This is a genomic window from Pseudomonas sp. NPDC089534, from assembly GCF_044749305.1.
Taxonomy (GTDB): domain Bacteria; phylum Pseudomonadota; class Gammaproteobacteria; order Pseudomonadales; family Pseudomonadaceae; genus Aquipseudomonas; species Aquipseudomonas ekonensis.
Genome location: NZ_JBIVHR010000013.1, coordinates 50312 through 71707 on the forward strand (window position 1 = coordinate 50312; position 21396 = coordinate 71707).

Genomic DNA, 21396 nt, shown 5'->3' on the forward strand with positions numbered 1-21396 from the left:
CGCTTATACAGTGAAAAGCACTGGCGAATCTTTTTTACACTGCGCGCATCATTGCTCCGACAACAGGTTCGCGGTCCGACCGCGGCGAGGGATACAAAAATGCGCGTCATGGTCTTGGGTAGCGGCGTCATCGGCACCACCAGTGCTTACTATCTGGCCCGTGCCGGATTCGAAGTGGTGGTGGTCGACCGTCAACCGGCGGCCGCCATGGAGACCAGCTTCGCCAACGCCGGCCAGGTTTCGCCGGGCTATGCCTCGCCGTGGGCCGCGCCGGGCGTGCCGCTCAAGGCCATCAAGTGGCTGCTGCAGCGTCACGCGCCGCTGGCCATCAAGGCCACCGCCGACATCGACCAGTACCTGTGGATGGCGCAGATGCTGCGCAACTGCACCGCCAACCGCTACGCGGTGAACAAGGAGCGCATGGTGCGCCTGTCCGAGTACAGCCGCGACTGCCTCGACGAACTGCGCGCCGAGACCGGCATCGCCTATGAAGGCCGCAGCCTGGGCACCACCCAGCTGTTCCGCACCCAGGCCCAACTGGACGGCGCCGCCAAGGACATCGCCGTGCTGAAGGAGTCCGGCGTGCCGTTCGAAGTCCTCGACCGCGCCGGCATCGCCCGGGTCGAGCCGGCCCTGGCCAACGTCACCGACATCCTGGCCGGCGCCCTGCGCCTGCCGAACGACCAGACCGGCGACTGCCAGATGTTCACCACCCGCCTGGCGGAAATGGCCGCCAAGCTCGGCGTGGAATTCCGCTTCGGCCAGGACATCCAGCGCCTGGACTTCGCCGGCGACCGCATCAACGGCGTGTGGATCGACGGCAAGCTGGAGACCGCCGACCGCTACGTGCTGGCCCTGGGCAGCTACTCGCCGCAACTGCTCAAGCCGCTGGGCATCAAGGCCCCGGTGTACCCGCTCAAGGGCTACTCGTTGACCGTGCCGATCACCAACCCGGCGATGGCCCCGACGTCGACCATCCTCGACGAGACCTACAAGGTCGCGATCACCCGTTTCGACAACCGCATCCGCGTCGGCGGCATGGCCGAGATCGCCGGCTTCGACCTGTCGCTGAACCCGCGCCGGCGCGAAACCCTGGAGATGATCGTCAACGACCTTTATCCTCAGGGCGGCAACCTGGCCGAGGCGAGCTTCTGGACCGGCCTGCGTCCGACCACCCCGGACGGCACCCCGATCGTCGGCGCCACCCCGTTCAAGAACCTGTTCCTGAACACCGGCCACGGCACCCTCGGCTGGACCATGGCGTGCGGCTCCGGCCGTCTGCTGGCCGACCTGATGGCCAAGAAAAAGCCGCAGATCAGCGCCGAAGGCCTCGACATTTCCCGTTACGGCAACACCACCCAGGAGTCCGCCAAGCATGGCAATCCAGCGCCAGCTCACCAATGAGCGCATGAGTCAGATCGTCACCCACAACGGCATCGTGTACCTGGCCGGACAGGTCGGCGACGACTTCAGCGCCGGCGTCGAGCAGCAGACCCGTGACGTGCTGGCCAACATCGAGCGTTTGCTGGATCTGGCCGGCACCGACAAGCGCCACCTGCTGTCGGCGACGATCTACCTGAACGACATCGGTGAGCACTTCGCCGCCATGAACGCGGTCTGGGACCAGTGGCTGCCCAAGGGCGTCGCCCCGGCCCGCGCCACCGTCGAAGCGAAGATGGCCCGGCCCGATGTGCTGGTCGAGATCTCGGTGATCGCCGCACAGCCTTGATCCGCCGCAGAAAAATCCCTCTCCCGGCGCTGTTGGCGATCAACGCCAGCCGGCGCCGGTTTTTCTTCCCATGACCGCCCAGAAGTCTGCCGCCATGCGTCCTGCCCGTGCCCTGATCGACCTTCAAGCCCTGCGCCACAACTACCGTATCGCCCGCGAGACCACCGGCGCCAAGGCGCTGGCGGTGATCAAGGCCGACGCCTACGGCCATGGCGCGGTGCGCTGCGCCCAAGCGTTGGAGGCCGAGGCGGACGGTTTTGCCGTGGCCTGCATCGAGGAGGCCCTGGAGCTGCGCGCCGCCGGGATCCGTGCGCCGGTGCTGCTGCTCGAAGGCTTTTTCGAGGCCGACGAGCTGGCGCTGATCGTCGAGCACGGCTTCTGGTGCGTGGTGCATTCGCTGTGGCAGCTCGAGGCGATCGAGCAGGCGGCGTTGAGCAAGCCGATCACCGTGTGGCTGAAGCTGGATTCGGGCATGCACCGGGTCGGCCTGCATCCCAAGGATTATCCGGCGGCCTACCAGCGGCTGCTGGCCAGCGGCAAGGTGGCGAAGATCGTCCTGATGAGCCACTTCGCCCGCGCCGACGAACTGCACGAGCAGAGCAGCGCCGACCAGGTCGCGGTGTTCGAGGCCGCCCGCCAGGGCCTGGCCGCGGAAATCAGCCTGCGTAACTCGCCGGCGGTGCTGGGCTGGCCGCAGATCCCCAGCGACTGGGTGCGTCCGGGCATCATGCTGTACGGCGCCACGCCGTTCGAAGAATCCAACGCCGTGGCCGAGCGCCTGCAGCCGGTGATGACCCTCGAATCGAAGGTCATCAGCGTCCGTGAGTTGCCCGCCGGCGAGCCCGTCGGCTACGGCGCCCGGTTCATCACCGACAAGCCGATGCGCATCGGCGTGGTCGCCATGGGCTACGCCGACGGTTATCCGCGCCAGGCGCCGACCGGCACCCCGGTGCTGGTGGCCGGCCAGCGCAGCCGCATTCTCGGCCGCGTGTCGATGGACATGCTGTGCATCGACCTGACCGATGTGCCGCAGGCCGGCCTGGGTTCCACCGTGGAGCTGTGGGGCAAGAACATCCTCGCCAGCGACGTGGCCAAGTGGGCGGACACCATCCCGTACCAGATCTTCTGCAACCTGCGCCGGGTGCCGAGGCTCTATTCCGGGGATTGACGCGCCGCGGCCGCCGCCGTCCGCCGCAGGCCCTTGCGGGGGCCGGGCCCAAGTGTTGTAAATACTGAACGCTGTCGCCATGATAACGCTCACTATCCCTACAACCTCAGGAGGCTCGTGCCTTGGACGTCGGTGAACGACTGCAATCGATCCGAAAGCTCAAAGGGCTTTCCCAGCGTGAACTCGCCAAGCGTGCGGGCGTCACCAACAGCACCATTTCGATGATCGAAAAGAACAGCGTCAGCCCTTCGATCAGTTCGCTGCGCAAAGTGCTGGGCGGCATTCCCATGTCCATGGTCGAGTTCTTTTCCGAAGAGATCCTGCAGGAAGTCCCGACCCAGATCGTCTACAAGGCCAACGAGCTGATCGACATTTCGGACGGCGCCGTGACCATGAAACTGGTCGGTCGCGCCCACCCGAGCCGGGCCATCGCCTTCCTCAACGAAATCTACCCGCCGGGCGCCGACACCGGCGAAGAGATGCTCACCCACGAAGGCGAGGAAACCGGGATTCTGGTGGAAGGGCGCCTGGAGCTGGTGGTGGGCCTTGAAACTTTTATCCTCGAAGCCGGCGACAGCTACTACTTTGAAAGTACCAAGCCGCATCGCTTCCGCAATCCGTTCGACTTGCCTGCGCGACTAATCAGCGCAGCCACGCCGGCGAACTTTTAGATCGAGAGGCGCCAGGCCATTGCGGCGAAGGCGTCCGGGCCGTTTGACCGATGCGCAACAAAACCCCTTCAACTTTGGGGTTGTTTCAGTGTGGCGGGCTTACCGCTATACTTGCGCCCGCCTGCGAACCGTGGCCGCAGGCGTGAATAGCCACCATTGAGGGTGAACGCGTGAACCTAATTATGAAAATGCTGGCCGCACCAGCAACCGTATTGGCCCTCTGGGCTGCCAGCGCTCAAGCTGCGACCAACGACGATATCGCCAAACGCCTTGAGCCGGTCGGCCAGGTCTGCGTTCAGGGTCAGGAGTGCAAGGGGATGGAAGTCGCCGCAGCCGCAGGCGGCGGTGGCGGCGCGAAGACGCCGGATGAAGTGATCGCCAAGCACTGCAACGCTTGCCACGGCTCCGGCCTGCTGGGCGCGCCGAAGATCGGCGACGCGGCGGCCTGGAAAGAGCGCGCCGACCACCAGGGCGGCCTCGACGGCATCCTGGCCAAGGCCATCACCGGCATCAACTCGATGCCGCCGAAGGGCACCTGCGCCGATTGCTCCGACGCCGAGCTCAAGGGCGCGATCCAGAAGATGTCCGGCCTGAAGTAAGGCGCTGCATCCTGCGAAAAAAACCGTCTTCGGACGGTTTTTTTGTGCCCGCGATCCGGCTCTGAGGCTGGTCATTGCAGCAATCTGGCGGCAAGCTCGGTCGTACCTCTATTCATGGAACGGGCGGGAGGCTTCAGATGGTGCAGCTGTGTTCGATCGAACAGGCCGTAGACGATGTGCTGGCGCGGTTGCCGGCGCACATCCACATGGGCCTGCCGCTGGGGCTGGGCAAGCCCAACCGCTTCGTCAACGCGCTGTACCGGCGCATCAAGGGCCTGCCGCAACGGCAACTGACGGTCTACACCGCCCTGTGCCTCGGCCGCCCGGCCTTGGGCGACGGTCTGCAGAAGCGCTTTCTCGAACCCTTCGTCGACCGGGTCTTCGGCGATTACCCGGAACTGGAGTTCCTCGCCGACCTGCGCCGCGACAGCCTGCCGGCCAACATCCGCATCGAGCAGTTCTTCATGCAGCCCGGCAGCCTGCTGCACAGCTCGCAGGCCCAGCAGGACTACGTCAGCAGCAACTACAGCCACGCGGCCCGCGACATCAACGCCGCCGGGCTGAACCTGGTGGCGCAGTTGCTGGCCAGCAGCGCCGAGCATCCCGATCGCCTGAGCCTGAGCTGCAACCCGGACATCACCCTCGACCTGCTGCCGATGATCGCCAAGCGCCGGGCCGCCGGGGAAACCATTCTGCTGGTGGGCCAGGTGCACACCGAACTGCCGTACATGCCCGGCGACGCCGAGGTGGACATCGGCACCTTCGACCTGCTGATCGACGAGAAGGACAGCAGCACGCTGTTTTCCACGCCGAACATGCCGGTGGGGTTTCAGGACCATTTCATCGGCCTGCACGCCAGCGCGCTGGTGCGCGACGGCGGCACGCTGCAGATCGGCATCGGCTCGATGGGCGACGCGCTGACCGCCGCGTTGCTGGCCCGCCAGGCCGACAACGGCGGATACCGCAACCTGCTGGCAGAGGTGAACCTCAGCCCGTGGGCCCGGCTGGTCGAGGGCGAGGGCGGTCTCGAACCGTTCGCCAAGGGCCTGTACGGCTGCAGCGAAATGTTCGTCAACGGTTTGCTGGTGCTGGCGGAGGCGGGGATCATTCGGCGCAAGGTCTACCCGGATGTGCCGACCCAGGAGCGGGCCAACGCCGGCACCCTCGATGAAGCCGCGCAATCCGACGGCGTTTCGGTGCACGGCGGCTTCTTCCTCGGGCCGCGCAGTTTCTACGAGCGCCTGCGCGACCGGCCCGCCGGCAAGCGCTGCGAATTCGACATGACCCGCATCAGCTACATCAACGAGCTGTACGGCCAGGAAGCGCTCAAGCGCTTGCAGCGCCTCGATGCACGGTTCATCAACACCGTGTTCACCATGACCCTGCTGGGCGCCGGGGTGGCCGACCAGTTGGAGGACGGGCGGGTGCTCAGCGGCGTCGGCGGGCAATACAACTTCGTTGCCCAAGGCCATGCGCTGGAGGGCGCGCGGTCGATCCTGCTGCTGCGCAGCTGGCGCGAGTCCGGCGGCGAGGTCAGTTCGAACATCGTCTGGGAGTACGGCCACTGCACGATTCCGCGGCACCTGCGCGACATCGTGGTCACCGAGTACGGCATCGCCGACCTGCGCGGCAAGTCCGATGCGGCGGTGATCGAGGCCTTGCTGAACATCAGCGACTCGCGCTTTCAGCCGGAGCTGACCGAGCGGGCGCAGAAGGCCGGCAAACTGCCGAAGGATTTCCGCCTCGATCCACGTTTCGCCGACAACAGCCCGCAGCGTTTGCAGGGGATCGCCGCGCGGCATCCGAACCTGTTTCCGGAATATCCGCTGGGTTGCGATTTCACCGAGGTGGAGCGGGATCTGCTGCGGGCGCTGAACTGGCTCAAGAGCAAGTTCAAGCTGAGCGAGGTCCTTGAGTTGGGGAAAGCGGCGCTGGATGCGCCGCAGGCGTCGGCGTTCCCCGGGCACCTTGAGCGGATGCGACTGACAACCCCGGAAGGCCTGAAGGAAGACCTGTTTCAGCGCCTGCTGCTCACCGGCCTGAAAGCCACCACGCAATGACATCAGCAGCCAAAACAACTGTGGGAGCCAGCCTGCCGGCGATGGCGGCCTGTCAGCCATGAATATGTCGGCTGACCCGGCGCCATCACCAGCAGGCAGGCTCCCACAAGGGCACTGCTGTGCGGGTTACTCGATGAAGGTGACGACGCCGTCCTTCAGCGATTTGACCCGGGCCAGCGATTCGACGCGGTAGCCCTGGGAATCCAGCTCGGCGCGGCCGCCCTGGAACGACTTCTCGATGACGATGCCCAGGCCCGCCACGGTGGCGCCGGCCTGCTTGATGATCGAGATCAGCGCCTGGGACGCTTTGCCGTTGGCCAGGAAGTCGTCGATGATCAGCACGCGGTCGCTGCTGGTCAGGTGACGCGGGGAAATGGCCACGGTGCTTTCGGTCTGCTTGGTGAACGAGTACACGGTCGCCGACAGCAGGTTCTCGGTCAGGGTCAGGGACTGGTGCTTGCGGGCGAAGATCACCGGCACGCCCAGGTTCAGGCCGGTCATGATCGCCGGCGCGATGCCCGAGGCTTCGATGGTGACGATCTTGGTGATGCCCGAATCCTTGAACAGCGCGGCGAACTCGTCGCCGATCAGCTTCATCAGGGCCGGGTCGATCTGATGGTTCAGAAAGGCGTCGACTTTCAGGACCTGGTCGGAAAGCACGATGCCTTCTTCGCGGATTTTCTTGTGCAGTGCTTCCATGAAGCGTTCCTCTACTGGCGCCGTGTGCGCCGAAGGTCTAGTAAAAAGTGGTCGATTCTAACGCTTTAGCATCGCGCGTATATCGGCCAATGCGTTGTTGCCCCGCACGGCCTTGACTTCGGTCGGGGTGTCGTCGTTGCCTTCCCAGGCCAGGTCGTCCGGCGGCAGCTCGTCGAGGAAGCGGCTCGGCGCGCAATCGACGATCTCGCCGTACTGCTTGCGCTTGGCGGCGAAGGTGAAGGCCAGGGTCTGGCGGGCGCGGGTGATGCCCACGTAGGCCAGGCGGCGTTCCTCCTCGATGGTGTCGGCCTCGATGCTGGAACGGTGCGGCAGGATTTCCTCTTCCATGCCCATGATGAACACGTAGGGGAACTCCAGGCCCTTGGACGCGTGCAGGGTCATCATCTGCACGCCCTCGGCGCCGTCTTCCTCTTCCTGCTGGCGTTCGAGCATGTCGCGCAGCACGAGTTTGCCGATGGCGTCCTCGACGGTCATCTCGCCGTCTTCGTCTTTCTCCAGGGTGTTCTTCAACGCTTCGATCAGGAACCAGACGTTGCTCATCCGGTAGTCCGCGGCCTTGTCGCTGGAGCTGTTGGTGCGCAGCCAGTTCTCGTAGTCCATGACCATGCTGCGCAGGGCCGAGATCGGGTCTTCGCCGGCGCATTGCTCGCGCACCCGGTCCATGAAGCGCTTGAAGCGCGACAGGCGGTCGGTGAAGCGGCTGTCCAGGTGCTCGCCCAGGCCCAGCTCGTCGGTGGCGGCGTACATCGAGATCTTGCGCTCGGTGGCGTAGTTGCCGAGCTTCTCCAGGGTGGTGGAGCCGATCTCCCGACGCGGCACGTTGATCACCCGTAGGAAGGCGTTGTCGTCGTCCGGGTTCACGATCAGGCGGAAGTAGGCCATCAGGTCCTTCACTTCCTGGCGGCCGAAGAAGCTGTTGCCGCCGGAGAGACGGTACGGCACCTGGTGGTGCTGCAGCTTCAGCTCGATCAGCTTGGCCTGGTAGTTGCCGCGGTAGAGGATCGCGAAGTCGCTGTAGGGCCGGTCGGTGCGCAGGTGCAGGCTGAGGATTTCCATGGCCACCCGCTCGGCCTCGGCGTCCTCGTTGCGGCAGCGGATCACGCGGATCTCGTCGCCGTGGCCCATCTCGCTCCACAGCTGCTTCTCGAACTCGTGGGGGTTGTTGGAGATCAGCACGTTGGCGCAGCGCAGGATGCGGCTGGTGGAGCGGTAGTTCTGCTCCAGCATCACCACTTTCAGGGACGGGTAGTCTTCCTTGAGCAGCATCAGGTTTTCCGGCCGCGCGCCGCGCCAGGCGTAGATCGACTGGTCGTCGTCGCCCACCACGGTGAACTGGTTGCGCTTGCCGATCAGCATCTTCACCAGCAGGTACTGGCTGGCGTTGGTGTCCTGGTATTCGTCCACCAGCAGGTAGCGCACCTTGTTCTGCCATTTTTCGAGGATGTCGGCGTGGTCCTCGAAGAGCTTCACCGGCAGCAGGATCAGGTCGTCGAAGTCCACCGCGTTGAACGCCTTGAGCGTGCGCTGGTAGTGGGTGTAGACGATGGCGGCGGTCTGTTCCTTGGGGTTGCGCGCGTTCTCCAGGGCCTGGGCCGGCAGGATCAGGTCGTTCTTCCAGGCGCCGATCATGTTCTTGATCTCGTCGACGCCGTCGTCGCCCGAGTATTCCTTCTGCATGATGTCGGTCATCAGCGACTTGACGTCGGTCTCGTCGAAGATCGAGAAGCCGGGCTTGTAGCCCAGGCGCTCGTGCTCCTTGCGGATGATGTTCAGGCCCAGGTTGTGGAAGGTGCTGACCGTCAGGCCGCGGCCTTCGCCGGCGCGCAGCAGGGTGCCGACCCGCTCCTTCATCTCGCGGGCGGCCTTGTTGGTGAAGGTCATCGCGACGATGTACTGGGCGCGGATGCCGCAGTTCTGGATCAGGTGCGCGATCTTGCGCGTGATCACGCTGGTCTTGCCGGAGCCAGCGCCGGCGAGCACCAAAAGAGGGCCGCCGACGTAGTTCACGGCCTCTTGCTGCCGGGGATTGAGTCGGGACATACGGAAATTCGGGAGTCGTTGACGAAATGGGGCGGCATTTTAACAGGCTCAGCGAATTGTGCCGCCCCTGTCCGACTTGTGACGCAGCACGCGGTTACAGTTTGCCGGTTTTGATACTTTCACGCAGGATGTGCGGAGATTTTGCGTCTAATGTTCTCATTCGTGACACAAAACGACGATTTGATAACCGATGTCATTTGGTCATTGGCCGGCGCAACGGCATAATGCCCGCCGCCCACATCATTGCAGAGTCTAGGGAGTCAGCTTGTCTACGCCTGTCGAACCCTTGCGTTTGCTGCTGCTGGCCGAAGAGCCGGCCTGGACAGCTCTATTGCGCGAGTGCCTGGCGCCGATGGGCAGCTCGGTGGTGCTGATCGGCGCGCCGGACTGGGATTCGGTCAGCCGTCTGTTCGAAGACAACCGTCACGCGGTGCTGCTGACCGCCCCGGCCCTGCAGCCGGCGCCCGGACGCTGCAGCCTGCCGACGGTGCTGCTGCTGGAGCACGAGCCGGCGACCCCGCCCGACGGCGTCAGCGACTGGCTGGTGCGCGACGGGCTCGACACCGGCACGCTGCGCCGCTGCCTGCGCCATGTGCGCGAGCGGGGCGTGCTGGAAAACACCCTGCAACGCCTGGCCGAACAGGATCCGCTGACCGGGATCGCCAACCGCCAGGGTTTCCAGACCCTGCTCACGGCCCGCCTGGCCGAGCACGACGGCCGCGGCCTGGCCCTCGGGCACCTGGACCTGGACAACTTCCGCCACGCCAACGACGCCCTCGGCCACCAGGCCGGCGACCGCCTGATCCTGCAAGTGGTGGCGCGGCTCAAGAGCCAACTGGAGGCCGGCGACCAGCTGGCCCGGCTGGGCAGCGACGAATTCGCCCTGCTGATCGACACCCGCCGCGCCCCGCAGCGCGCCGAGTGGATGGCCGAACGCATCACCGAAGCGCTGGCCGAACCCTACTGGATCGACGGCGAAAGCCTGCTGATCGGCTCCAGCCTGGGCATCGCCCATGCCCGCGCCCACGCCGGCGCCGACCCGCTGATGTGGCACGCGCACATCGCCATGCAGCAGGCCAAGAGCACCCAGGGCTGCACCTTCCACATCTTCAACGAACGGATCAACCGCAACGCGCGGAGCATGGCCGACCTCGAAAGCGAGCTGCGCCGGGCCTTGCGCCGCGACGAGCTGGAGCTGCACTACCAGCCGCGCCTGAACCTGGCGGACGGGCAGATCGTCGGCCTCGAAGCCCTGGTGCGCTGGCGCCACAGCGAACGCGGCCTGTTGCCGCCCAGCGAATTCGTGCCGCTGGCCGAGCAGAGCGGGCTGATCGTGCCGCTGGGCTACTGGGTGATCTCCCGGGCCCTGCGCGACATGCAGGCCCTGCGCGAACTCGGCCTGCCGGCGCTGCACATGGCGATCAACCTGTCGTTCCGCCAATTTCAGGACAGCCAGCTGCTGCCCACCCTCAGCCGCCTGATCGCCGAGCGCGGCGTCGAAGCGCAGTGGCTGGAGTTCGAACTCACCGAAACCGCCGTGATGCGCCGCAGCGACCTGGTCAAGCAGACCATGGACGCCCTCGGCCGCCTCGGCGTGCGCTTCTCGCTGGATGACTTCGGCACCGGGTTCTCGTCGTTCGTGCACCTCAACAGCCTGCCGATCACCTTGCTCAAGATCGACAAGAGCTTCGTCGGCGGCATGGAGCAGCGCGAAGAGAACCGCAAACTGGTGCACGCGATGATCAACCTGGCGCACAACCTGCACCTGGAAGTGGTCGCCGAAGGGGTGGAGACCCCGGAGCAGATGGCGCTGCTGCGCGGGTACGGTTGCGACCAGGTGCAGGGTTACCTGATCAGCAAGCCGTTGCCGCTGGCGGAGCTGGTGGCTTACCTCACGGTCGGTTCCGGCGAGCTGCCGGCGCTGGACGTCGTGGTCTGAGCGGATCATCCAGGCCAGTGCGGTGCCTCGGCTGAGGCCATCGCCAGCAGGCTGGCTCCTGCAGAGCACTGCGGGGCACCGCTGAACCCTGCGGGAGCCGGCCTGCTGGCGATGGCGCCCGTCCAGGCGCTGCAAAAGGATCATTCTGCCCGGGCGACGGCGAACGAATCCGAGGGCTCGCGCCGGATCATCCGGCTCATCTTCCACTCGAACCCCAGCGTCAGGCACACCGCCGCGCACGCCAGCCCCAGCGCCAGGCCCCACCAGACCCCGGTCGGCCCCCAGTGCAGGTGGAACGCCATCAGCCACGCCGCCGGCGCGCCGATCAGCCAGTAGCAGCCGAGCCCGACCAGAAACGTGGTCTTGGCGTCCTTGAGCCCGCGGATGCAGCCCATGGCGATGGTCTGCACGCCGTCGAACAGCTCGAACCACGCCGCCACCATCAGCAGGCTGACGGCCAGGCGGATCACCTCGGCGAACGCCGGGTCGTCGTGATCCAGGAACAGGCCCACCAGCGGGTCCGGCAACAGCCAGAACACCATGGCGAAGCACAGCATCACCGCCGCGCCGAAGGCGATCCCGACCCGCCCGGACATCCGCGCATCGGGCAATTGCCCGGCGCCGTAGTGCTGGCCGATGCGCATGGTGATCGCGTAGGACAGCCCCGCCGGCACCATGAACGCCACCGAGACGATCTGCAGGGCGATCTGGTGCGCCGCCAGTTGCGTGCTGCCCATGGTGCCCATGCACAGCGCGGCGAAGGCGAACAGCCCGACCTCCACGGCATAGGTGCCACCGATCGGCAGGCCCAGGCGCCACAGTTCCTTGAGGTATTGCCGGTTGAGGCGCGACAGGCCCTGGCGCAGCGGGTAGGCGTCGTAGGCCGGATGCCGGCGGATGTGCCAGGCCAGCGCCAGCGCCATGCCGTTGGCGACGATCGCCGTGACCAGGCCGATGCCCGTCAGCCCCAGTTTCGGCAGGCCGAACATACCGGTGATCAGCGCGTAGTTGAGCAGGAAGTTGGCCACGGTGCCGGCCAGGCTGATGACCATCACCGGGGTCGCCCGGCCGATGGCGCTGGTGAAGCCGCGCAGGGCCATGAAGCTCAGGTAGCCGGGCAGGGCGAACGGCAGGGCCAGCAGGAACTGTCCGGCGGCGTTGACGTTGGTTTCGGTCTGGCCGAACAGCAGCAGCACCGGCTTGAGGTTCCACAGCAGCAGGCCTGCGCCGAGGGCCATCAGCCAGGCCAGCCACAGGCCGGCCTGGGTCAGCCTTGCGGCGCCGAGGATGTCGCCGGCGCCCTGACGGATCGCCACCAGGGTGCCGACCGCCGCGATCACGCCGATGCAGAAGATCGACACGAACGAATAGCTCGCCGCGCCCAGGCCGCCGCCGGCCAGGGCCTCCGGGCTCAGGCGCGCCATCATCAGGGTGTCGGTCAGCACCATCAGCATGTGCGCCAACTGCGAGGCGATCAGCGGCCCCGCCAGCCGGAGGATGGCCCAGAGTTCGGTACGCACGGGACGCTGCATGGTGGTCACATCCTTTTAATCGAGGGAGCAAGAGACCGTCGATTCTCGCGGTTCGGCGGGGTTGGCACAAAGGGATAAAAAGGATGGGTGGCATGATTAAAACTCATCCAGAGACATTTCTGCTAAGTTGACGCCATCCCGCAACCGGAGCCTTGTCTATGTCCCGTCGTCTGCCTCCCTTGTATGCCCTGCGCGCATTCGAAGCAGCGGCGCGGCACAGCTCGTTCACCCGCGCCGCCGAAGAGTTGTCGATCACTCAGAGCGCGGTCAGCCGGCATATCCGCACGCTCGAAGAGCACTTCGCCTGCCGGCTGTTCCACCGCAGCGGCCGCAACCTGCAACTCACCGAATCGGCGCGCCTGCTGCTGCCCGGCATCCGTGAGGGTTTTGCGGCGCTCGAGCGGGCCTGCAATACCTTGCGCGCCGAAGATGACATCCTGCGCATGAAAGCCCCGTCGACCCTGACCATGCGCTGGCTGCTGGCGCGCCTGAGCCGCTTCCGCCATCTGCAGCCGGGCAACGAAGTGCAGCTGACCAGCGCCTGGATGGACGTGGATTCGGTGGACTTCAACAACGAACCGTTCGATTGCGCGGTGCTGCTCAGCGACGGGCATTTTCCCCCGGACTGGGAAGCCAGCCTATTGTTCCCGGAAGAACTGATCCCGGTGGGCGCGCCCAACCTGCCCGATGACCGGCCCTGGGACGCGGCGCGGCTGGCCGCCACCGAACTGCTGCACCCGACCCCGGACCGGCGCGACTGGCGCAGTTGGCTGGAGCGCATGGGCCTGTCCGAGCAGGTGTCGCTCAAGGGCGGGCAGGTGTTCGACACCCTGGAGCTGGGGATGATCGCGGCGGCGCGGGGCTATGGCGTATCGATGGGGGACCTGCTGATGGTGGCCGAGGATGTGGCCCAGGGACGGCTGAGCCTGCCGTGGCCCACCGCCGTCGCCAGCGGCCTGAACTACTACCTGGTGTGGCCCAAGACCCGCCCCGGAGGCGAACGTTTGCGCCGCCTCAGCGATTTTCTTCAGAGCGAGGTTCGGGCGATGGAGCTGCCGCAGGTCGCGCGCTTGAGCTGAATCGTTCGAGCCAGCACAATGCCGGCCTTGGGCCATAACCCTGTTATGCGCTCAAGTATTCGTTTTCACAGCCGAATATGTCCAAGTGGAACCGTCGTGCCGGTCCACGATACACCCCCATTATTAGAATATTTTCCGAGCCGTGATCAGGGAGGATCCGCAGGCCCGGCCAGGAGCTGTCCATGTCTCAACCCCGCGCCCGGATCGCCTCGCAGCTGGGCCTTGCGCTCGCTGTGATACTGGCGGTCGTCATCAGCGGCAGTACGGTGTTCGCCCTGCGTTCGCTGGATTCGGCCAACCTCGCCACCCGTGAAGAGCACCTGGCCAGCGAGGCGCGCCTGCTGGCCGACCAGCTGAGCACCTTCCACGGCACGCTGCGCGAAAGCACCCAGCGCCTGAGCGGGCTGTTCGAGAAGCGCTTCAGCGCGGGCCTGAGCGTCCACCCGGACGAACCGGTGACCGTCGCCGGCACCCGCACGCCGGGCCTGCACCTGGGCGGCGAGGTGTTGAACAACAACTTCAAGGAAGTCGACGAGTTCAAGCAGATGACCGCCGGCGTCGCCACGCTGTTCGTGCGCAGCGGCGAAGACTTCATCCGCGTCAGCACCTCCCTGAGCAAGCAGGACGGCACCCGGGCCATCGGCACCGTGCTCGACCACGCCCACCCGGCCTACGCGCGGTTGATGGCGGGGCAAGGCTATGTCGGCCGCGCCTTGCTGTTCGAACGCCTGTACATGACCCAGTACACCCCGGTGCGCGACGCTAGCGGCAAGGTGATCGCCGTCTTGTTCGTCGGCTTCGACTACACCGATGCGCAGAACGCCCAGTTCGACAACCTCAAGCGCTTCCGCATCGGCCAGACCGGCTCGCTGGCGCTGCTGGACGAGCAGAGCAAATGGCTGGTGGCCCCGGCCGGCGTGCAGGCGCCGGAGCAGGCGGTGTCGGTGGTCGCCGGCCTGGCGAAGACGCCGGGCAAGGGCCGCTTCTGGAGCGACAGCGCCGAAGACTTCTACAGCATCGCCGTACCGTTCGACGGCGGGCCGTGGTCGGTGGTGGCGAGCATGCCGAAAAGCGAGATCCGCGCCGTGACCTGGAGCGTCGGCACGCAACTGGCCATCGGCAGCCTGCTGGCGATGCTGCTGGCGGTGGGTTCCGTGGTCTGGCTGCTGCGCAGCAAGCTGCAGCCGCTGGGGGATCTGGTGCGGCAGGCCGAGGCGCTGGGCGCCGGCGACCTGAGCGTGCGTCTGGACGTTTCGAGCCACGACGAGATCGGTCAGCTGGCCCGCGCCTTCAACCAGATGAGCCAGGCCCTGTCGACCATGGTCGAGCACATCCGCCGCTCCTCCGAAGAGGTCAACCGCCGCGCCCAGGCGCTGTCGGGCCTGTCCGGCGGCGCCTACGAAGGCATGGAGCAGCAGTCGGGCGAGATCACCAGCATGGCGGGCGCGGTCGAGGAGTTTTCCGCCACTTCGCTGAACATCGCCGACAACATGGGCAACACCCAGCGCCTGGCCCAGGAAAACGCCCAGCAGACCCAGATCGGCCGGACGTCGATGGAGGAAGCGTCTTCGTCGCTGGAGCAGATCGCCGGCGCGCTGAACACCACGGCGACCGTCATCAACACCCTCGGCCAGCGTTCCCAGGAGATCGGCGGGATCGTCAGCGTGATCACCTCGATCGCCGAGCAGACCAACCTGCTGGCGCTCAACGCCGCCATCGAAGCGGCCCGCGCCGGCGAGCAGGGCCGTGGCTTCGCCGTGGTGGCCGACGAGGTGCGCAACCTGGCCTCGCGCACCCGCCAGGCGACCGACGAAATCTCCGGGATGATCCACAGCATCCAGCAGGAAACCGGCAACGCCATCAGCACCATGGAGCAGGGCAACGTGCTGATGCAGGAAGGCCTGTCGCGCAACGCCAACGTCGCCGAGGCGCTGGCGCGGATCGACGAGCAGAGCCGCTCGGCCGGCCAGCAGTTCGCGGCGATCACCACCGCGACCCAGGAGCAGAGCAGCACCGCGACCCTGCTCAGCAGCAACCTGCAGAGCATCGCGCTGGCCAACAGCGAGCAGCGTGAAGTGGTGTCCAACCTGGCGGTCACCGCCAAGGAGCTGGAGAAGCTGGCGGCGGACCTGCGTTCCGAGGTCGACCGCTTCCGCTGAGTCGCGCCTGACATCGCTATCGCGGGCAAGCCCGCTCCCACAGGTTTACCGGTGCTGCCGGATCCGCTGGGAGCAGGCTAGCCCGCGAAGGCGGTTTCCCTCCACCCTCGAAGTGCCAGCCAGCCAGCCAGCCAGCCAGTCCGCCATCGCCAGCAGGCTGGCTCCCACAGTTCTAGCCGCAGCACCGCGTTTCTTGTGGGAGCGGGCTTGCCCGCGATGACGGCGGACCATCCGACATCGATGTGCCGGACAGACCGCCATCGCCAGCAGGCTGGCTCCCACAGTTCCAGCCGCACCACCGCGCCCCTTGTGGGAGCGGGCTTGCCTGCGATGACGGCGGACCATCCGACATCGATGTGCCGGACAGACCGCCATCGCCAACAGGCGGGCTCCCACAGTTTCAGCCGCACCACCGCGCCCCTGTGGGAGCGAGCCTGCTCGCGATGGGCCCGACGCGGTTCCCGCCCCTACTGCGTCGCCGGCCGGTACTGCAGCGCCTCCGCCAGATGCTCGCGGCGGATGTCGTCGCTTTGTTCGAGATCGGCCAGTGTCCGCGCCACCTTGAGCAGGCGGTGCGCCGAGCGCAGCGACAGCGTCAGGCGCTCGCAGGCCGACTCCAGCCACGCCTCGTCGGCTGTGGATAACCCGCAATGGCGCCGCAGCCCCGGCAAATCCAGGAAGGCATTGGCGCACCGTTGGCGCTTCTGCTGGCGCTCCCGGGCCTCGGCCACTTGCCCGGCGGCGCTGGCGCTGTCCTCCCCCGGTTTCACCTGCGGATTCAACGCCGTGGCCTCCCGTGCCACCGTCAGGTGCAGGTCGATCCGGTCCAGCAGCGGCCCCGACAGCTTGTTGCGGTAGCGCTGCACCATGTCCGGCGTGCACGAGCAGCGGCCGGTGGGCTCGCCAAGATATCCACAGGGGCACGGGTTCATCGCCGCCACCAGTTGAAAGCGCGCCGGAAAGCGCACCCGTTCCTTGGCCCGGGCAATCACGATGTGGCCCGACTCCAGCGGCTCGCGCAGCACTTCCAGCACCTTGCGGTCGAACTCCGGCAGTTCGTCGAGGAACAGCACGCCATGGTGGGCGAGGGTGATTTCGCCGGGCTGCGGCTTTGAGCTGCCGCCGACCAAGGCCGGCCCGGACGCCGAGTGGTGCGGCTGGCGGAAGGGGCGTTGCGGCCAGTGGGTCAGCGGCGCGCCGTTGGCGACCGACTGGATGGCCGCGACCTCCAGCGCTTCGCTCTCGGCCAGCGGCGGCAACAGCCCCGGCAAGCGGCTGGCGAGCAGGGTCTTGCCGGTGCCCGGCGGCCCGCTGAACAGCAGGTTGTGGGCGCCTGCCGCGGCGATCAGCAAGGCGCGTTTGGCGGCCGCCTGGCCCTGCACCTCGCTGAGGTCGGGGTAGGGCTTGGCGGCGTGGATCAGGCCGTCCGAGACATACGGCTCCACGGGCGTATGCCCGTTGAAGTGCGCCACCGCCTGCAGCAGGTGATCCACCGCGATCACCTTCAGCCCCGACGCCAGGCACGCCTCCTCGGCGTTGGCCCGCGGCACCACCAGCGAGCGCCCGGCCTTGCGCGCCGCCAGCGCCGCCGGCAACACCCCGCGCACCGGCCGCACGGCGCCGGACAGCGCCAGTTCGCCCAGACACTCCACGTCGTCCAGGGTCAGGGTCGGCACCTGCACGCTGGCCGAGAGGATGCCCAGGGCGATGGCCAGGTCGAAGCGCCCGCCGTCCTTGGGCAGGTCCGCCGGGGCCAGGTTCAGGGTGATGCGCCGGGCCGGAAACTGCAGCCCGGAATTGATGATCGCGCTGCGCACCCGGTCCTTGCTCTCCTTCACCGCCGTTTCGGGCAGGCCGACCATGGTCAGCGACGGCAGGCCGTTGGCCAGGTGGACTTCGACGGTGACGGCGGGGGCCTCCACGCCGATCTGGGCGCGGCTGTGGACGATGGAGAGGGACATGGGCGTTCCTTGAAATGGGCGGGCCGCTTCCTGCGGTGCTTCAAGGGTAGACGGGGGCCGGGGAGCCGGCGGCGGGGGCGCGGCGGCAAACTTTCACCGGATGTTGCCGGGGGGCGCCGGACAAAGGAAAACCGCCTTGCGGCGGTTTTCGTTGCAGCGTTTTGCAGGGGCGGTCAGGCGCCCACGGCTTCCGCCGGGCCGGGCCCCCGGGCGAATCGGGTCGCCGACGTCTGCAGCAGCAGCGCGACGGAGCCTGCGACCAGCAGGAACGGCAGCAGCCAGGCGTTCTCGATGATCGCCAGCTGCAGGCCGAGGATCACCAGCAGCGCCGGGGTGGCCAGGGCGTTCGCCCGGCTGACGGCCAGCCCGACGGCGGCCTCGCTGTAGCGGCTGGCGATGGCGACGCGGATGTGCACCCGCGCGCCGCCGAACGCCATGCCCAGCAACAGCAGGCTCGCACCCTTGAGGATCAGGGTGTCCGGCATCAGCAGCCACATGGCCGTGGCGGTGACCGCCAGCGCCAGCAGTCCCGACAGGTAGGCCAGCAGGTTGCGGCCGGTGTTGGCGATGATCACCAGCACCCCGATCAGGGCCATGCCCAGGCCGAACACCGCATCGAGCACGCCCAGCTCGAACAGGGTCCAGCCGTGGTTCGACACGTAGACCGGCAGCATGAAGTTGAACGCCCCGAGGATCGGCCAGACCAGGATCATCGGCACCAGCAGCGTCAGCGGAAGCCGGGCCGGCGCCGCCGCTTCGCGGGCCGCCTGCGCCGCCTCCGGCAGGCGCTCGCGGGTGTAGCAGGCGGCGGCGACCAGCAGGAACCCGCCGCTGAGCACGAGGGCGAAACCGATGGCGCTCAGCCTCGGCATCAGGCCCGCCGCCAGCAGCGGGCCGATCATCAGGGCCGCCTGGCTGGTGGCGGTCGTCGCGCCGCTGATCCGGCGCACCTTCGCCTGATCCATGCCGCGCTGGATCTGGGTGAACCACATGTCCAGGCTGGCCTCAAGCAGCAGCACCATCAGCCAGGCGAACAGGTTGGCGATCAGCAGGCCGGCGGTGAAGTCCCCGGACACCCCCGGCACCAGGGCCAGTGCGCTCAGGCCCAGCACGAACGCGCCGCTCATCTGCCGCCCGCTCAGGGAGCGCGACAGGCGCCGGATCATCAGCGGCGTGATGAACGCCGGAAGGAACGAGCAGAAGATCGCCAGCGCCAGCGGCAGGTAGCCGCCTTCGTTGCGGGTGAGGATGGTCCACGTCAGCGAGACCATCAGCGCGCCGGAGAACAACCGGTAAACCGTCGAGCAGACCAGGAACCGGGCCAGCTCTTTTGAAGTGTCATGGGTCATGTCATCGATCCTTGCCCCGTGGGGCGCGGCCGTACTGCGAGTGGGTGGGAGACGTCAGGCCGCCCGCGGGCGCGGTGCGGCCGACGTCGGTCCGGGCCGGGTTCAGCCCAGGGTGCGCATCACATCGAGGGTCTTGTCGATGTCTTCCGGCGTGTTGACGATCCCGGCGGAGAACCGCACCGTCGAATGGCGGTAGGGCGTGGCGCTGGCGATGATCTTGTGCGCCTTGAGCCTGGCCACCACGTCCTTCGGATCCCGGCCCTTCACGTCGCAGCAGACGATGCCGGCGGAGAACGCCGCGGAGCGCGGTGTGTGCAGGTACACGTTCGGCAGCTTCGCCAGGCCTTCCTTGAGCCGGCCGTTGAGTTCGGCGACGCGGTCGGCGATGCGTTTGCGGCCGATCTGCTTGATGAACTCGAACGCCTCGATCATGCCCCACTGGTTCTCGAACGCCAGGAAGCCGCCGGGGCTGACCCAGGCCGCCGGGGTGGCGCCCTGCGGGTCGCGTTCCTGGCGCCAGGCGTTGGCGGGTTCGGCGGCCATGATGGTGGGGATGGTCGGGGTGATGTGCGCCCATTGGCCTTCGCGGGCCCAGACCAGGCCGGTGCCGTGGGGCCCCAGGATCCACTTGTGGGTGCCGGCGCTGAAGAAGTCGCAGCCCAGGCTTGCGACCTGCGCCTCTGAGCAGCCGAAGCCGTGCACGCCGTCGACCACGTAGATGATCCGGTCGGCTTCGTCGCGTTGCCGGTTGACCCGCGCCACGAGGTCGCCGATCTCCTTCAGCGGCAGGCGCACGCCGGTGCCCGAGTGCACCCAGGTCATCGCCAGGATGCGGGTCGCGGGTTTGATGGCGGCCTCGATGCGGCCGACGATGGCGTCGGTGCTGACGTCTTCGGGACCTTCGTACAGGTCGATCCGGCGGATGCTCCCGCCCCATTTGACGACCGCCAGGCGCATGGCCTCGTCATGGGTGTACCACTCGTGGCGGGTGGTCAGGATTTCCTGGTCGGGCCTGAGCCTGAGGCCGTTGTAGACCATCGCCAGACCTTGCGTGGTGCTGGTGGTCAGGGCGATGTCCTCGGCCCGTCCGCCGGTGTAGTCGGCGGCCGTTTCGCACACCTTGCGCCAGACCATGTCCTCGGGCCGGGCGAACATGTTGTCTTCGAGGTAGGTGTAGGGGTTCTCGTCGAAGGCCTGCCGGTGGCGGTCCATCGCCTCGCGCACCGGCCTCGGGTTGGAGGCCAGAAAGAAATTGGAAATGTGCACGTACTCGGGCGACAGCCTGAACTGCGCCCGCACCGATGCCCAATCCTTGGGGTCCAGCTTCACCGCCACATCATCCTGCACGGGCGCGTTGCCTGCCCATGCCTGTCCCGCACCTGCTGCCATGCTGCCTCCAATCAGGGCCGCTCCAGCTGCCGCGCCCATGAATTCACGTCTTCCCAGACTCATACCGTTTCCCTGTCGTTTCAGATCGAAGTGCGCGCAGGACGCGCAAACATAGCATTGTAAATTCGCTGCCCATAGAGCCCGACGGCGAGGCCGAGGACGATCAGGATCACCGCCAGCACCTTGTTCAGCGGCACGCTTTCGTTGAACACCACGACCGAGCCGAGCATGCCGAAGATCGGCACCAGCAACGACAGCGGCGCCACCGTGGACACCGGATAGGTCTTGAGCAGCGAGTTCCAGATCCAGTAGGCGAACAGCGTGTTGGGGTAGACCTGGAACAGGATCGACAGCACGGCGGTGCGGTCGACCTGCTGGACGAACGCGGTGTAGCCGGCGCTGCCGTTGACGGCGTAGTCGAGGGCGAACAGCGGGATCGGCGCGAAGGCGCTGGACCACACCAGGAAGCCGAACACGTCCTTGGTGCTGGCTTTCTTGTTGATGATGTTGGCCACGCTCCAGGACGCCGCGCCCACCAGCACCAGCAGCACGCCCGGCAGGCTGACCGAGCCGTCGCTGATCTTGATGATGCACAGCAGCCCGGCGAGCGCGATCAGCATGCCCAGCACCTGGAAGCGGGTCAGGGCTTCGCGGAACACCCAGCCGCCGAGCAGGATGGTGAAGAACGCGCTGAACTGCAGCACCAGCGAAGCGATGCCCGCGGAGAGGCCGGCCTTGATGCCCAGGTTGACCACGCCCCACAGGCCGATGCCGAACACCAGCCCGTAGCCGATGATGTAGCGCCAGGGCACATTCGGCCGGCGGATGAAGAAGATCGCCGGAAGCGCACAAAGACTGAAGCGGATGCCCGCCAGGATGAACGGGTCGACGGTGGCCAGTCCCAGTTTGATCACCGAGAAGTTGACGCCCCAGATCGCCGTGATCAGTACAGCCAATACTACGTGCAGTGGTTTCATGGTTGATTCGCCTTCAGGAGGTTG

The 21396-nt window shown here is 66.8% G+C and carries 16 protein-coding genes and 1 pseudogene; 10 read left to right on the plus strand and 7 right to left on the minus strand.

What is annotated here, in order from left to right:
• Positions 1–99 precede the first annotated feature (99 nt).
• The 6 genes from dadA (at position 100) to ACIP0B_RS05970 (ending at position 6227) form a co-directional block, all read left to right on the plus strand.
• Positions 100–1404, plus strand: coding sequence for a D-amino acid dehydrogenase (dadA, locus tag ACIP0B_RS05945; protein WP_400830473.1), 1305 nt, complete (start codon positions 100–102; stop codon positions 1402–1404).
• Positions 1376–1729: a RidA family protein gene (locus tag ACIP0B_RS05950; RefSeq protein ID WP_400830475.1), complete on the plus strand. Its 354-nt coding sequence runs from the start codon at positions 1376–1378 to the stop codon at positions 1727–1729. Before dadA ends, ACIP0B_RS05950 begins: the two co-directional genes overlap by 29 nt.
• A gap of 94 nt (positions 1730–1823) precedes the next feature.
• Positions 1824–2897, plus strand: a complete 1074-nt coding sequence (gene alr / locus ACIP0B_RS05955; protein WP_400830477.1) for an alanine racemase — start codon at positions 1824–1826, stop codon at positions 2895–2897.
• 122 nt (positions 2898–3019) lie between these two features.
• Entirely contained in the window at positions 3020–3568 is a 549-nt protein-coding gene (locus ACIP0B_RS05960) for a cupin domain-containing protein (protein ID WP_008086779.1), read from the plus strand.
• A 182-nt stretch (positions 3569–3750) separates the two neighbouring features.
• On the plus strand, positions 3751–4167 hold the full coding sequence (locus ACIP0B_RS05965) for a cytochrome c5 family protein (protein ID WP_217894482.1): 417 nt from the start codon (positions 3751–3753) through the stop codon (positions 4165–4167).
• A 137-nt stretch (positions 4168–4304) separates the two neighbouring features.
• Positions 4305–6227 carry an acetyl-CoA hydrolase/transferase C-terminal domain-containing protein gene (locus ACIP0B_RS05970; RefSeq protein ID WP_400830478.1) on the plus strand — a complete coding sequence of 641 codons (1923 nt, stop codon included), beginning with the start codon at positions 4305–4307 and terminating at the stop codon, positions 6225–6227.
• 126 nt (positions 6228–6353) lie between these two features.
• Here ACIP0B_RS05970 and ACIP0B_RS05975 read toward each other — a convergent pair whose 3' ends face one another.
• Both ACIP0B_RS05975 and rep read right to left on the minus strand, forming a co-directional pair.
• Positions 6354–6926: a xanthine phosphoribosyltransferase gene (locus tag ACIP0B_RS05975; RefSeq protein WP_085578914.1), complete on the minus strand. Its 573-nt coding sequence runs from the start codon at positions 6924–6926 to the stop codon at positions 6354–6356.
• Between the two features lie 57 nt (positions 6927–6983).
• Positions 6984–8987 (minus strand): DNA helicase Rep, encoded by a 2004-nt coding sequence (rep, locus tag ACIP0B_RS05980; protein WP_400830479.1) that lies wholly within the window; start codon positions 8985–8987, stop codon positions 6984–6986.
• Positions 8988–9252: 265 nt separating this feature from the next.
• On the opposite strand from rep, the gene ACIP0B_RS05985 reads away from it, so the two are divergent.
• On the plus strand, positions 9253–10926 hold the full coding sequence (locus ACIP0B_RS05985; RefSeq protein ID WP_400830480.1) for a putative bifunctional diguanylate cyclase/phosphodiesterase: 1674 nt from the start codon (positions 9253–9255) through the stop codon (positions 10924–10926).
• 140 nt (positions 10927–11066) lie between these two features.
• Here ACIP0B_RS05985 and ACIP0B_RS05990 read toward each other — a convergent pair whose 3' ends face one another.
• Positions 11067–12458: a NorM family multidrug efflux MATE transporter gene (locus ACIP0B_RS05990; RefSeq protein ID WP_400830482.1), complete on the minus strand. Its 1392-nt coding sequence runs from the start codon at positions 12456–12458 to the stop codon at positions 11067–11069.
• Positions 12459–12616: 158 nt separating this feature from the next.
• On the opposite strand from ACIP0B_RS05990, the gene ACIP0B_RS05995 reads away from it, so the two are divergent.
• The 3 genes and pseudogenes from ACIP0B_RS05995 to ACIP0B_RS06005 all read left to right on the plus strand — a co-directional run bounded on the left by ACIP0B_RS05995 (position 12617) and on the right by ACIP0B_RS06005 (position 15696).
• Positions 12617–13537, plus strand: coding sequence for a LysR substrate-binding domain-containing protein (locus ACIP0B_RS05995; protein WP_400830484.1), 921 nt, complete (start codon positions 12617–12619; stop codon positions 13535–13537).
• A gap of 182 nt (positions 13538–13719) precedes the next feature.
• Positions 13720–14841, plus strand: a pseudogene (locus tag ACIP0B_RS06000) (Cache 3/Cache 2 fusion domain-containing protein); the annotation flags it as partial.
• A 132-nt stretch (positions 14842–14973) separates the two neighbouring features.
• The gene (locus ACIP0B_RS06005; protein ID WP_400830526.1) at positions 14974–15696 is read left to right on the plus strand and encodes a methyl-accepting chemotaxis protein; all 723 of its coding nucleotides are present in this window, start codon (positions 14974–14976) and stop codon (positions 15694–15696) included.
• A 467-nt stretch (positions 15697–16163) separates the two neighbouring features.
• Here the strand turns inward: ACIP0B_RS06005 and ACIP0B_RS06010 are convergent, their stop codons facing one another.
• From ACIP0B_RS06010 to ACIP0B_RS06025, 4 genes are all read right to left on the minus strand, one after another.
• Entirely contained in the window at positions 16164–17657 is a 1494-nt protein-coding gene (locus ACIP0B_RS06010) for a YifB family Mg chelatase-like AAA ATPase (protein ID WP_400830485.1), read from the minus strand.
• Positions 17658–17830: 173 nt separating this feature from the next.
• Positions 17831–19006 carry a hypothetical protein gene (locus tag ACIP0B_RS06015; protein ID WP_400830487.1) on the minus strand — a complete coding sequence of 392 codons (1176 nt, stop codon included), beginning with the start codon at positions 19004–19006 and terminating at the stop codon, positions 17831–17833.
• A 102-nt stretch (positions 19007–19108) separates the two neighbouring features.
• The gene (locus ACIP0B_RS06020) at positions 19109–20335 is read right to left on the minus strand and encodes an aminotransferase class V-fold PLP-dependent enzyme (protein ID WP_400830489.1); all 1227 of its coding nucleotides are present in this window, start codon (positions 20333–20335) and stop codon (positions 19109–19111) included.
• A 140-nt stretch (positions 20336–20475) separates the two neighbouring features.
• Positions 20476–21372 carry an EamA family transporter gene (locus ACIP0B_RS06025; protein WP_400830490.1) on the minus strand — a complete coding sequence of 299 codons (897 nt, stop codon included), beginning with the start codon at positions 21370–21372 and terminating at the stop codon, positions 20476–20478.
• Between the last annotated feature and the right edge of the window lie 24 nt (positions 21373–21396).

Excerpts from the sequence above, each read along its gene's own strand:
- dadA (WP_400830473.1), top strand. The coding sequence starts at position 100 with ATGCGCGTCATGGTCTTGGGTAGCGGCGTCATCGGCACCACCAGTGCT.
- ACIP0B_RS05950 (WP_400830475.1), top strand. The coding sequence starts at position 1,376 with ATGGCAATCCAGCGCCAGCTCACCAATGAGCGCATGAGTCAGATCGTC.
- alr (WP_400830477.1), top strand. The coding sequence starts at position 1,824 with ATGCGTCCTGCCCGTGCCCTGATCGACCTTCAAGCCCTGCGCCACAAC.
- ACIP0B_RS05965 (WP_217894482.1), top strand. The coding sequence starts at position 3,751 with ATGAAAATGCTGGCCGCACCAGCAACCGTATTGGCCCTCTGGGCTGCC.
- ACIP0B_RS05970 (WP_400830478.1), top strand. The coding sequence starts at position 4,305 with ATGGTGCAGCTGTGTTCGATCGAACAGGCCGTAGACGATGTGCTGGCG.
- ACIP0B_RS05975 (WP_085578914.1), bottom strand. The coding sequence starts at position 6,926 with ATGGAAGCACTGCACAAGAAAATCCGCGAAGAAGGCATCGTGCTTTCC.
- rep (WP_400830479.1), bottom strand. The coding sequence starts at position 8,987 with ATGTCCCGACTCAATCCCCGGCAGCAAGAGGCCGTGAACTACGTCGGC.
- ACIP0B_RS05990 (WP_400830482.1), bottom strand. The coding sequence starts at position 12,458 with ATGCAGCGTCCCGTGCGTACCGAACTCTGGGCCATCCTCCGGCTGGCG.
- ACIP0B_RS05995 (WP_400830484.1), top strand. The coding sequence starts at position 12,617 with ATGTCCCGTCGTCTGCCTCCCTTGTATGCCCTGCGCGCATTCGAAGCA.
- ACIP0B_RS06005 (WP_400830526.1), top strand. The coding sequence starts at position 14,974 with ATGGCGGGCGCGGTCGAGGAGTTTTCCGCCACTTCGCTGAACATCGCC.
- ACIP0B_RS06010 (WP_400830485.1), bottom strand. The coding sequence starts at position 17,657 with ATGTCCCTCTCCATCGTCCACAGCCGCGCCCAGATCGGCGTGGAGGCC.
- ACIP0B_RS06015 (WP_400830487.1), bottom strand. The coding sequence starts at position 19,006 with ATGACCCATGACACTTCAAAAGAGCTGGCCCGGTTCCTGGTCTGCTCG.
- ACIP0B_RS06025 (WP_400830490.1), bottom strand. The coding sequence starts at position 21,372 with ATGAAACCACTGCACGTAGTATTGGCTGTACTGATCACGGCGATCTGG.